The sequence below is a fragment of the Lysinibacillus sp. NPDC047702 genome (assembly GCF_050272555.1).
Classification (GTDB): domain Bacteria; phylum Bacillota; class Bacilli; order Bacillales_A; family Planococcaceae; genus Lysinibacillus.
The window spans coordinates 22,774-34,292 of the sequence record NZ_JBNNMG010000062.1; the positions used below are offsets into that span (position 1 = coordinate 22,774).

Here is an 11,519-nt window from a genome sequence, read left to right on the forward strand (position 1 = left end):
CAAATGTTTTCTGCAGCTACAACTACGCCAAAGCAAAATTGCTAAACATTTTATTCCATTTCCAAGAAATGCATGATAAAGTTTTACTTATCAGAAAATTTGGAGGGATTGGAATGACTGTTGCTGTAGATTTAATCATCAATCAACTAAAAAAGGTTTTATTAGAAGAACAAGTGTCAACAAACGAAACGGTGCGACAGCTTCATGGAAAGGACGAGTCTCATCATGCAATGAGCTTACCAGATATCGTTGTCTTTCCCCGTTCCACAGCAGATGTCAGTGCCATCTTGAGAATCGCGCATGCAGAACGTGTACCAGTCGTACCTTTCGGTGTTGGCTCAAGCTTAGAAGGAAATGCAATTCCCATTGCCAATGGTATTTCTATCGATTTCTCTGAAATGAATGCTATTTTAGATATTCGGCCAGACGACCTGTTGGTAAAAGTACAACCTGGTGTAACTCGAGATCAATTGAATAAAGAATTAAAAAAACACGGACTCCAATTTACAGTCGATCCTGGCGCTGATGCAACATTAGGTGGTATGGCTGCTACCAATGCCAGCGGGACAACCGCAGTGCGCTATGGGGTTATGCGAGATCAAGTTCGTGACTTAGAGGTTGTGCTAGCGGATGGCTCTGTTATTCACACTGGGAGCCTTGCTGCTAAATCATCTTCTGGTTATCATTTAAATAGCCTATTTGTTGGCTCAGAGGGTACACTTGGCTGCTTTACAGAATTAACATTGAAGGTCTTTGGAATTCCTGAATTTGTAACTGCAGGGCGTGCAGTTTTTGCAACAGTTGGCGATGCTGTTAGTGCAGTAACTGCATTATTGCAGGTCGGGATTTCAATTGGTCGTGTTGAGCTGGTCGATGAAGCCTCTATTAAACAGGCAAATATTTATAATGAAACATCTTATGAAGAAAAACCTACATTATTTTTAGAATTCCACGGCAATGAAGCTGGTATGCATGCTGACATAGAATTCGCAACAGAAATTTTCCAGGATTTCGATTGTCTTTCAGTTGAATTCGAGCATGATACAGCAGCACGTAATAAGCTCTGGCAGGCACGCCATTCCTTAGCCTATGCATATATCCATGCCTATCCTGGGAAAAAGCTTATGTCGACTGATGTATGTGTACCAATTTCAAAATTAGCTGAAACCATTTTATATGCACGGGTGCAACTTGAAGAGGTTGGACTAGCAGGTGGCATTGTTGGTCATGTCGGAGATGGTAACTTTCATGCACTGCTAATGCTAGATCCAAATGATTCTGCTGAACGCGCACAAGCAGATCGCTTTAATGAGCATATTGTCCAATATGCCTTACTGCGTGGTGGAACATGTACGGGTGAGCATGGGGTGGGAATTGGCAAAATGAAATACCAATCGACAGAGCATGGTACATCCCTCTTGGTGATGAAAAGCATAAAGGCAGCACTTGATCCCCATAATATTATGAACCCAGGGAAAATTTTCACTATGTAATCTTGCAAAAAACACAACCTCGTCATTAAAGACGAGATCGTGTTTTTTATTAAAGATTACCACGCTCTGTACCTAATGCACGAGGTATCATCGTCTCAACAAGGTAATCTTCCTCTTCAACTATTATTTTTTTTAATTCAATTCCAAAGTATTCCTTCATCCTGACTTCTGTCATGACTTCCTGTACATTTCCATAGACGACCCCTTTTTCTTTCGCCGTCATTAACACTCGATCCGCTAGATAAAATGCATGGTTAGGGTAATGGGTATTGATTATACAAGAAATCCCACGCTCCCTGGCTAATCGTTTAATGGTTTGTAAAATAATCATTTGTTTTTGAATATCCAAATGAGATTCTGGTTCATCTAAAATCAAAACCTCTGGCTCGGAAACAAGCGTTCTTGCAATTAAGGCTAATTGTAGCTCACCGCCACTGATTTCATTACATGATTTTTTAGCAAGATGTACTATACCTATCGTCTCTAATGCCTGATGAGCAGCTTCCAAATCTTTAGCAGTCGGCTGTGCAAGTGTACTAATATAAGGTGCTCTACCCATGATAACAAGCTCTTCTACAGAAAAACCAAAGACCATTTTATGGGCTTGAGGTACATAGCCAATACGCTTCCAAAGTTCTTTACGATTGAATGATTCTAGTGGATGACCATCTATTAAAGTTTTCCCCTTCTTCCATTCAAGAAGTCCTGTAATGCACTTTAATAGTGTTGTTTTCCCTGCCCCATTGGGACCTAAGATTGCCATTATTTCACCGGGCTCCAAGGAAAAATGGATATCTTGCGCATATAAATTCGGTAATTTTTTTCGTCGTTTTTCGTAATGAAAATTGCCGCCTTCCACTACAATTTTCATGCCCAGCCACCTCCTGAACGGCGTAATAAATAAGCGAAAAATGGGGCGCCAATAATGGCTGTTAGAATAGACAGTGGTATTTCCGTTGCTGTTAATGAGCGCGCTAAATCATCGATGATTAATAAATAAATACTGCCGATTGCGACGGATACTGGTAATACATATTGATTGTTATTCCCTACAAGCATACGCGCCACATGTGGAATAATTAAGCCTACCCAACCGACAATTCCTGCAACTGCTACAGATGCTGCTGTAATTAAAGTTGCCCCAAGAATCACAAACCATTTTAACCGTGTCACTGGCACACCCATTGATTTTGCCTCATCTTCAGGCAATGTTAAAATGTTCAAACGCCAACGTAATAAGTACAACACTAAAATTCCTATTAATATTAATGGTCCTCCAATAAATAAATCCTTATAGGTTGCCGTGCCAAGACTACCCATTAGCCAATAAGTAATCGCAGGCAGTTTTTCCTCTGGATCAGCCACAAATTTTGTTAATGAAATTAACGCATTAAACAGGGCTGACGTCACCACACCAGCCAGCACAAACATAAAAATAGGCGCATTCTTCTTAGCACCAGCAATTAAATAAGTAAAACCAATAGCCCCTAACCCAAAGATTAATGCCAATACTTGAGCCGTAAAGTTTTGTCCAAATAGTAATATGCCTAGGGATGCGCCAAATCCTGCACCAGCAGAAACTCCCAGTATATCTGGTGATACAAGTGGATTTCCAAACATCCCCTGGAAACCTGCACCAGCTATAGATAAACCACCGCCAATTAATAACGCTAGCAAAATTCGTGGTAAACGAATGTTCAATACGACCGTTTCCTCCATCTGCGTCCATGTCTGTTCTACAGGAAGTACTTGAGAGGTTAAAATTTTAATAATATGCTCAAGGCTAACTTCAAATCGTCCAACACCTAGAGAAACGATTGCTACCATAAATGGCAGCAACCATAAAAGAGCTATTTTCCATTTCTTCATGACTGCTTCATCCTTAATACTTCGCTGCATCTGAAGAAGGGTTTAATATAGAATGAATTTCATCATCAGAAATATCGAATTCGTAAAAATCCTTGTAATAAGTCTTAATCTCATCTTCTATTTTATAATCAAATAATGTTGGATGATTTTTTTGTGCCAACCACTTTAGCATTAATGGTGCATCACCACTTGGTGGGAACCAGCGATAAATACCTAAAGGAATTTTATACACTTTACCCTCTTGAACTGCTTTGATCTGACTCCAATCCTGCCCATTGACCTTATTTTTAAGCAGATCTTCGGGCTGTGTTTCAGTAAAGTTCGTGATATAAATAATATCTGGATTCCATGCGTAAATTTGCTCCATATTCACTTCTTTTTTTCCTTGCACATCATTTTCAGCAACATCTATAGCACCTGTTGCATTAAGCCATTGATTACCAAAAAAGTTTTTGCCACCCACAGTTATTGATTTATCATTATGCATAAACAACATCATAGCACGTGGCTTGTCCTGAACAGCTACGTCTTTTAATTTCGCATCAAGCTCAGACTGAACCTTTTTGCCCTCATCTAGGAAGCGATCCGCACGCTCAGTTGTTCCTGTCATTTGACTCGTTAACGTTAGCCAGCTATTAAATGTTGCCAATGGCTCCGCAGCAGCTGCATCAATCGCTTTTACAGCCACAACAGGAATACCAGCTTCAGTAATTTTATTAATGGAATCCTCATTAGTAGAAATTTCAACATATAGCTGAGGGTTTATTTTCATTAGCTCTTCAACATTAACTTCCCCATTTTGCACGAAAGAGGTTTCTGCCTTTAATACATCTGGTGAGATTTTAGCTAAAATTGAATTTTTTGCAGCATTATATGAGTTAGGGTGCATACCAACAATTTCTTTTGTTGAATTTGTAGCAACATACCATGTAGAGAAATAAGGTAATATACCGCCTGTCACAACTCGCTCGATATTACCTGGTATAGTTACTTCTCGTCCAAGCTGATCCGTTACAACCTTTTCTTCTGCAGTAGTTTGTACCTCTGATTTTGAAGATTCAGCAGCTGATTTAGATACTGATGCTTCATCCTGATTGCCACAAGCCACTAGCATAGCTGTTAATGCTAAAGTTGCCAAATAACCATATTTTTTCATTACTTTTCTTCCTCTCTTAACCATTTTGCAATCCCATGTAAAAAGGGCTTAGACTGATCGATAAAGCCTAATCCAATATGGAACATTGGATCAAGCGTTGTCACTACCAACTCACCAGTAAAACTTACGTTGTCAATATAAAATAGTGAGCGACCACCTGGTATATCTAATAATGACTTTGCTCCCTTTGGCGGCAAAAATGATCCATGATAATGCCATTTCATATCCCGTAGCGTGACATATTTAAATAAAGGATGTGTCGTATTTTGCTCATTCATTGGAAGATCACCGCCATCACGTACCCACCAGCTAAAATTAACCTCCGATTCCTCCCAATCGATTGAAGGGAACCAATGATCTAAAATCTCACCAAAAATAATAATCCTCTTCCCAGATTCTAAAAATGTAATTAGCTGTGACTGATAACGCTTCAAATGTGGAAGATCTAAGCGGCACGATAAAATCAAAGTGTCATAATCCGCTAGATTATACCGATGTAATTCACGAATATGTAAAATATCATCATATAAATACTGAAATTCCTGCTCTGCAAAAAAGCGTTTTTGAAAAGGTAATCCATTTGTCACAATCCCAATCATTGTGCATTCACCCCATTTAATTGATTGCGCTCATACTCTTCTCGGATACATGACAGCATGTGTAAACTTAACTGACGAGAGGAATTTTCTTCGTCTATAAAAACACGATAAATATCCGTTCCCGCTCCTGCAAAAATTGTGCCATTTGTTGAATCACGATCAACATAAATAATGGTTGCACCGCTTTGATCTGTCACAAGCACCTCAGCATGTAATGGAATTTTTTCAAAATATCCTCGTGAGAAAAAACCTCTAACTCCTTTTCGGTAGTTAATATCATATGCATTTATTCCTACAAACAAAGGATGAAAAGGCTCTTTAATGATAATTTCACGGTCCTTTAGTGGAATCGGTGATCGTTTCCATTCTGGCACACCAACTAGCCATGGTAATGAAGTCTCCGTGAGAGAAAAAATAACGCCACCTTGATATAAATATTGATCCAGAATAGGTTTGTGTTCTAACAAAAATTGCTCCTCTACTAGATTTGTAATAATTAATCCTGCATAGGCACGTAAATCTGTATAGGGTAAATCATATAAATATAAAAATGTTAATCCGCGCCGTCTATCCTCGTTCGTCAATCTTGAAAATTGAATATCAATACCTACATAAGCTATTGGCTTCAAAAAGCATTCACCTTTCTTTCTATATTTTGATAATGATTATCATTTGCATTTAAATACCTACTACAGTATATTGATAATGATTTTCAATGTCAATTATAATTTATTTAATTCCTTTTATTTACAGGGTTTTTACGTCAAATTAATGACATATGCATCTTTTATAATGCACATAAAACATTTTTCTAATATCATTTAACATTGAACTATTATAAACAAGGAGGAATGACTATGAATGCCTTAATGACCATATTAAAGTTAGATCCTGGACATGCTTTTGGAGTAAATGGTCGCATGCAAAAAGATACTGGAAGTGAAGCAAAAATTATTGATCAATATGATTTTGTGCAAGAAGATTTAGAAAAAGTGGATGTTCTCATGATTCCTAATTTCATCGATCAAGAATTTTTATACAGCCACCGGGAGAAGATTACTAACTTTTTAGCACAAAGTAAAATCGTGGTATATTGCGGACATTTATTTCGTGAATGGCTGCCTGGTTGTGGACTATTCATGCCTCAGCTGATTCAAAATTATAAAGACTATGAGGTATTTCCAACCGCAAATTCATCCATCTTCAATGGAGTAACAACTGAAGATATGACGTTTAAAAAAGGTGTAGCAGGCTTTTTTGCTCGTGGCTATCATCACCCACCTGAAAATGCAGAAATACTACTTACGTTTGCAAATGGTAAGCCTGTTACATACGTTGATCGAGCTACAACAAAGGGCACTATTCTAGTTCATGCAGGGCGAGATTTATTAGGATACTCTAATGAAAATAAATCAACCGACTGCATTCGTCCTCAATTTATTGCATGGCTGGAAAAAGAAGTACAAACTTTAAAGGAGCCCTCACAACTATGAGAAAAATCGGTGTTATCTATAGTGGTAATGAATCCCATTATCGTACATTCCATGAACCAAAATTTAATCAATATATAGAGCGAATCATTTATCATCCACATTTTCTTGAAACAGAAATAGATGATCTGGACGTATTAATTGTTCCCTCGCAATTAAATAACAGACTTCTACTTAACAGTGTGGAGAAAATCCATTCGTTTGCAGAGAGAGGTGGTATTGTCGTAGCATTTGGACCACAGCCATGGAATTGGCTACCGGAACAGCAGTGGGAGGAAAGGCCAACCAATTTCTGGTGGTGGCTTGATAAGGGTGCTTCTAGCGGTTTAGTGTTACAAAAACCATCCCATCCAATGTTTACAGACTATTTAACATTGGCTGATTGCACTTGGCATCAACATGGCGTATTTTGGCCTCCTAAGAATGCAGATATTTTAATAACAACAGAGGATGGCGGTGCTGTACTTTACATGGATTCTGTTTCTACTAACGGGACATGGATTATTACAACACTAGATCCTGATTTCCATTTCGGCTCTTATTTTATGCCTGCCACTGAACGATTTTTTGAGAGATTTTTCCCTTATTTAGCCTATGGAAAACTAAAGGTAGAAGCTTAAATGAAAAATGCCATAGGGAAAGAAACTAACTTGGTTCCTTTCCCTATGACTATGTGCAAAACGTGTATGTAAGGTGATGAGCAACTCCTTGAGAGCCATGAATTGCCTTGATAAATGAAGTGGCACAGCAGTATTTAACACTCTAGGGGGAATCAGAGCACCGCTGTGCCAATCAATAATCTTTTAATTGGATATTTGAACTGAAAGCTACTAAATATACTTTACTCTATTTTACAAATCATAACGGAAGCCTTTTACCAGCTTATCTACCTTGCGAAAATCCTTAGATTCATCACGTACAAAGCCTAATGATAAGTAAAGATTGATGGCAACCTGCATGATATCGCCCGAATGTAAATATAAAGCTTGATCCTGACGAGCACGTGCGAAGGCAAAGCTTTCATGTAATAATTTTTTCGCAATGCCTAATCCCCTTCCCTTAGGATGTACGCCAAGTAAACGTACAATGGTAGAATGTATAGTAAGCTCTGGCAAACCATAAGCCTTTTCAGAATCCGTAAATAGCTGAAGCCCTCCTAAAATCTCATCCCCCTGCTTTGCCACTAAAATTGTTTCTGCATCAGGGTTGCCTACGGATGCACGAATAGCACTTAAATATGAAGCCCAATCCTCTGGATTATTATATTCTTTCTCATATTGTGAATAGCTCTCTACAAGAACCTCTAAATAACGTGCATAATCTTTCTCTTTTAACTGTTCAATCACTATTTCCACTACTGTCATTGTATATTCCCCTTTCTTTACAGACCATAATTTACAAGTATTTCGTCAAATGCCTCCCTTATTATAGGCAGTCACTCTTTTTTCAAGACGATGGGCAAGCCATTCAACGATGGCTGAAACGCCCCAATAGATAAGACCGACAGCAATAAATGCCTCCAAAAATTTTAAATTTATAGAGGCTACAATATTTGCTACACCTGTTAATTCTTTCACTGAAAGAAAAAAAGCTAGCGATGTGGCATGTAAAAAGCCTATAAAAATATTCGTAAAATTAGGAATTGATTTACTAAATGCCTGAGGTAATATATACCGTCGCATTGCCTGCGAAAATGTTAAACCAACTGCATAAGCTGCCTCTAACTGCCCCTTAGGTACACTTAAAATCCCTGATCGAATTATTTCGGAGGCATAGGCACCTGCACTCAATGTCAATGCAAGTAAAATAAAAAATAATATAGGGATAGAGCTTGATTGGACATTTAGTTTTAATGCTTTCGCAAGAACATCCACTATGATAGGTACCCCAAAATAAACGAGCATTATGTGCATAATAATGGGTGTTCCTCTAAAGAAAGATACATAAAAGTTTAACAACGGTGCGAAAATTTTAGTTTGCTGGATTCGAACAAAGGCAACAATGACACCGATGAGAATACCCAATAAGACTGGTGTAATTGTCATAAACAAGGTTAACGGCAATACCTTACTAATTTCTTTAAAAGCTTCGAAAATAAATGCAAAATCTATGGTCATAACTCTTACCTCCTAGCTAGACAGCTTCCTTTGGCATATAGCGATTAAGATAGCGCTCATTACTCTTTAGTACCTTTTCTAGCAGCATCACAATGACATAATAGACGATAGATAGTGCCAAATAAATTTCAAGCGCTCTTGTGGTAGAGGCAATAAGCGTCTCTCCCCTCCCGACCATATCCATGACACCAATTGAAAATGCGAGAGATGTGTCTTTTAAGGAGCTAATTATCGTGTTTGCAATATTGGGAAAGGCAACACGGAGGGCCTGAGGGAGTATTATCCGCACAAAGGCCTGTGTACCATTTAAGCCTACTGAATATGCAGCCTCTATTTGCCCTCGATCCACTGTTAAAATCGAGGCTCTAAAGATTTCTGCAAATGCAGCAGCATTACTTAACGTGTAGGTAATAATGACAAAATACATGGCATCCATTCTTGTTACATCAATATGCACAATCTTTAATAAAGCTGGTATGCCATAAAACACTAAAAATAATTGTACTAATATCGGTGTGCCACGAATAAACGAAATATAGATGGTTATTATTTGCCTCAAAACATTGATATGAAGTAGCCTTAGTATAGCTATACCTATACCAAGCAGCATGCCAAAAAGAATAGAAAACACTAAAATTTCAAGTGTTACTGGTAAATATTGAAGTAATATTGGAAGTACTTTTGCTATAAGCGCGAAGTCAAAGTCATTTGCCATACTTCCTTCATCCTCTCTGATTTATTTAAAAGTCCACCGTATAATCATCACCTAACCACTTTTTACTTAGCTCACTAATAACACCATCTTCCTTTAATTCACGAATAGCATCATCAAGGCGCTGCTGTAGGGTAACCTCATCTTTATTTAATAAAAAATACACCTTTGAATTTAATAATGCGTCTCCCACTACCTTTTGCTGTGCTTCATTGTTTTCGTTATAATACTTCACAGCAAATGGTGTTGTTATAATTGCATCCACACGACCTGTCGCAAGTTGATTATTTACATCTACTGAGCCTGATGAATAGACGATATTAGCACCTAAATCGTGCTCCTTATTGTATTTCTCAATAAAGACTGCTGAATTACTAGTTGGGGAAACACTCACATTTTTTCCTTTTAAATCATCAATAGATTGAACATCTTTGTTTTTTGCATTAACGGTTACCTTTAATGGAAATACATTATAGGGCTCTTTATTAAATAGAAACTTCTCCTCGCGCTCACTATTGACTTCCATTTGATGCGCAACAATATCAATTTTTCTTGTATCCAAGCTTAGTAATAAATTGGAGAACTCCATTGTCTTAAATTCAAACTCGTATTCTGGCAGCTTCTCATCAATAGCACGAACAAGCTCCACATCATAACCAGTTAAATTTCCCTTGTCATCTAAGAAGCAGATATTTGGAAATTGTGTACCTGTACCAACAATAATTTTTTTAACTTCCTTTCCACTCTGTGCCGTATCATTTTTACTTGTATCTCCCTCAAGCTTTTCAGTGCTTGCACAAGCCGTTAGAATCAACGTTAACAATAGCAAACTTAAAAATATAATTTTTTTCATAATATCCCTCGCTTTTATCAATGTAAACTTAGTTGAATAGTAGTATTTATTGTAGTGTGAATTCTTTGTTTTTGTCCCAAATCGTGCTTGGAAGCTCTTTTTTGAGTACAGGCATGATTTCTGTTGCAAAACGCCCTAATTGTTCACTTTGCTCAGACAATTCAAGCCCTTCTACACTCAGCATCTGGACTTGATGCTTAAATGCATGATGATACTTGATGATTTTTTCAATAATTGCATCTGGACTACCAACTAATGCTGAGCCACGCTCAATATGATCCTCTAAATTTTTAAATGACGAATTATTCACCTTTGAGGCTTCAGTGCTCATAAAGCCTTCATAATAAGGTCGATACCTTTCAATCGCTTCTTCATTTGTATTAGCCAATGTATAAACCTCTCGCTCCTGCACCTACAATAGCCTGCTGTGGATCAAAGCCATAATGGTCCATTGATCCTCATCTTTGACATCAAATAATGGATAATGTCTAGGATCATTACCTTTGCCAATAATGACTTCTAATCGTCCTTGTGATAAATGATCCAGCGTTGCATAATCCTCAGCAACTCGTATAGGATCAAGAACACTCAGCACAGTCACTGTTGTTAACAGTCGAATTTTAGAGGTTTTCATTGCTAGTGCACTTAATAACACAGTAGGAGAAGAGGATAAAAATGGTGCACCATGTCTTTCTCCTACTCCGTATCCATCAACCCTAAATTCTCAGCAAGCACAGCCTGCTCAATCAAATTTGTAAAAAAACCTCCTGTGTTGTTAATACACGCCCAGTTTTTATATTTGGTAGATTATTAATCAAATTACCAACAATAAATTTCATAGTTCCTCTCCTTAAGGGTAACAGTGCGCCAACCACCTGAGCCCATCGCAGGAAACCAGCCTAACGAAATGGCGAAAATTAAGATTAGTAAAATTCTCGACCAAAATATAGACTTGAATATCCCAAATAGGCCAACTAAACATACGATATAATTAATAATTGTTTTGCGATGAACCCAGCTAAGTGTAATACCTACAATTACTGCAATAAGTAAACTTGCAACTGTTAGAACAACAGTTGCAAGTCATGTTGTTGAAATACTATTATGTCAATGAAATCAAGGTGACAAATTAAATAGTATAGCCCTTTTTCAAAACGAGGGGTTGATCTCCGTTCCGACTGAGTGCTTTGTTGCTGTCGCTTCGCTTTCGCACAGAGCAAAGCTTCCTGG

General features: G+C 37.8%; 12 protein-coding genes and 1 pseudogene. 3 read left to right on the forward strand and 10 right to left on the reverse strand.

Annotation, left to right across the window (positions count from 1 at the left end; genetic code table 11):
- Window positions 1–113: 113 nt before the first annotated feature.
- Window positions 114–1,493: an FAD-binding oxidoreductase gene (locus tag ACQKIM_RS22225; protein ID WP_427548203.1), complete on the forward strand. Its 1,380-nt coding sequence runs from the start codon at window positions 114–116 to the stop codon at window positions 1,491–1,493.
- A gap of 49 nt (window positions 1,494–1,542) precedes the next feature.
- On the opposite strand, the gene ACQKIM_RS22230 is transcribed toward ACQKIM_RS22225, so the two are convergent.
- From ACQKIM_RS22230 to ACQKIM_RS22250, 5 genes are read right to left on the reverse strand one after another with little or no spacing between them, the layout of a single operon-like run.
- Entirely contained in the window at window positions 1,543–2,364 is an 822-nt protein-coding gene (locus ACQKIM_RS22230) for an ABC transporter ATP-binding protein (RefSeq protein ID WP_427548205.1), read from the reverse strand.
- Window positions 2,361–3,362: a FecCD family ABC transporter permease gene (locus ACQKIM_RS22235; protein WP_427548208.1), complete on the reverse strand. Its 1,002-nt coding sequence runs from the start codon at window positions 3,360–3,362 to the stop codon at window positions 2,361–2,363. The genes ACQKIM_RS22230 and ACQKIM_RS22235 overlap by 4 nt, the downstream gene beginning before the upstream one ends.
- Window positions 3,363–3,375: 13 nt before the next feature.
- Window positions 3,376–4,518, reverse strand: a complete 1,143-nt coding sequence (locus ACQKIM_RS22240) for an ABC transporter substrate-binding protein (protein ID WP_427548210.1) — start codon at window positions 4,516–4,518, stop codon at window positions 3,376–3,378.
- Window positions 4,518–5,117, reverse strand: a complete 600-nt coding sequence (locus ACQKIM_RS22245) for a hypothetical protein (RefSeq protein WP_427548212.1) — start codon at window positions 5,115–5,117, stop codon at window positions 4,518–4,520. The genes ACQKIM_RS22240 and ACQKIM_RS22245 overlap by 1 nt, the downstream gene beginning before the upstream one ends.
- Entirely contained in the window at window positions 5,114–5,746 is a 633-nt protein-coding gene (locus ACQKIM_RS22250; protein WP_427548213.1) for a hypothetical protein, read from the reverse strand. Before ACQKIM_RS22250 ends, ACQKIM_RS22245 begins: the two co-directional genes overlap by 4 nt.
- A 228-nt stretch (window positions 5,747–5,974) precedes the next feature.
- Between ACQKIM_RS22250 and ACQKIM_RS22255 the strand changes: the two genes are divergently transcribed.
- Together ACQKIM_RS22255 and ACQKIM_RS22260 are read left to right on the forward strand one after the other, a co-directional pair.
- Window positions 5,975–6,610, forward strand: coding sequence for a hypothetical protein (locus ACQKIM_RS22255; RefSeq protein WP_427548215.1), 636 nt, complete (start codon window positions 5,975–5,977; stop codon window positions 6,608–6,610).
- Window positions 6,607–7,227 (forward strand): hypothetical protein, encoded by a 621-nt coding sequence (locus tag ACQKIM_RS22260; protein WP_427548217.1) that lies wholly within the window; start codon window positions 6,607–6,609, stop codon window positions 7,225–7,227. The genes ACQKIM_RS22255 and ACQKIM_RS22260 overlap by 4 nt, the downstream gene beginning before the upstream one ends.
- Window positions 7,228–7,458: 231 nt before the next feature.
- Here the strand turns inward: ACQKIM_RS22260 and ACQKIM_RS22265 are convergent, their stop codons facing one another.
- The 5 genes and pseudogenes from ACQKIM_RS22265 to ACQKIM_RS22285 form a co-directional block, all read right to left on the reverse strand.
- Entirely contained in the window at window positions 7,459–7,971 is a 513-nt protein-coding gene (locus tag ACQKIM_RS22265; protein WP_427548218.1) for a GNAT family N-acetyltransferase, read from the reverse strand.
- Window positions 7,972–8,016: 45 nt separating this feature from the next.
- Window positions 8,017–8,724 carry an amino acid ABC transporter permease gene (locus ACQKIM_RS22270; RefSeq protein ID WP_427548220.1) on the reverse strand — a complete coding sequence of 236 codons (708 nt, stop codon included), beginning with the start codon at window positions 8,722–8,724 and terminating at the stop codon, window positions 8,017–8,019.
- Window positions 8,725–8,740: 16 nt separating this feature from the next.
- Window positions 8,741–9,439, reverse strand: a complete 699-nt coding sequence (locus tag ACQKIM_RS22275) for an amino acid ABC transporter permease (protein WP_427548222.1) — start codon at window positions 9,437–9,439, stop codon at window positions 8,741–8,743.
- Between the two features lie 25 nt (window positions 9,440–9,464).
- Window positions 9,465–10,289, reverse strand: coding sequence for a transporter substrate-binding domain-containing protein (locus ACQKIM_RS22280; protein ID WP_427548224.1), 825 nt, complete (start codon window positions 10,287–10,289; stop codon window positions 9,465–9,467).
- Window positions 10,290–10,335: 46 nt separating this feature from the next.
- Window positions 10,336–11,128: pseudogene (locus ACQKIM_RS22285) on the reverse strand (LLM class flavin-dependent oxidoreductase).
- Between the last annotated feature and the right edge of the window lie 391 nt (window positions 11,129–11,519).

What these genes read in the sequence shown, in the direction of transcription:
- ACQKIM_RS22225 (WP_427548203.1), top strand. Translation starts at nt 114, where the DNA reads ATGACTGTTGCTGTAGATTTAATCATCAATCAACTAAAAAAGGTTTTA.
- ACQKIM_RS22230 (WP_427548205.1), bottom strand. Translation starts at nt 2,364, where the DNA reads ATGAAAATTGTAGTGGAAGGCGGCAATTTTCATTACGAAAAACGACGA.
- ACQKIM_RS22235 (WP_427548208.1), bottom strand. Translation starts at nt 3,362, where the DNA reads ATGAAGAAATGGAAAATAGCTCTTTTATGGTTGCTGCCATTTATGGTA.
- ACQKIM_RS22240 (WP_427548210.1), bottom strand. Translation starts at nt 4,518, where the DNA reads ATGAAAAAATATGGTTATTTGGCAACTTTAGCATTAACAGCTATGCTA.
- ACQKIM_RS22245 (WP_427548212.1), bottom strand. Translation starts at nt 5,117, where the DNA reads ATGATTGGGATTGTGACAAATGGATTACCTTTTCAAAAACGCTTTTTT.
- ACQKIM_RS22255 (WP_427548215.1), top strand. Translation starts at nt 5,975, where the DNA reads ATGAATGCCTTAATGACCATATTAAAGTTAGATCCTGGACATGCTTTT.
- ACQKIM_RS22260 (WP_427548217.1), top strand. Translation starts at nt 6,607, where the DNA reads ATGAGAAAAATCGGTGTTATCTATAGTGGTAATGAATCCCATTATCGT.
- ACQKIM_RS22265 (WP_427548218.1), bottom strand. Translation starts at nt 7,971, where the DNA reads ATGACAGTAGTGGAAATAGTGATTGAACAGTTAAAAGAGAAAGATTAT.
- ACQKIM_RS22270 (WP_427548220.1), bottom strand. Translation starts at nt 8,724, where the DNA reads ATGACCATAGATTTTGCATTTATTTTCGAAGCTTTTAAAGAAATTAGT.
- ACQKIM_RS22275 (WP_427548222.1), bottom strand. Translation starts at nt 9,439, where the DNA reads ATGGCAAATGACTTTGACTTCGCGCTTATAGCAAAAGTACTTCCAATA.
- ACQKIM_RS22280 (WP_427548224.1), bottom strand. Translation starts at nt 10,289, where the DNA reads ATGAAAAAAATTATATTTTTAAGTTTGCTATTGTTAACGTTGATTCTA.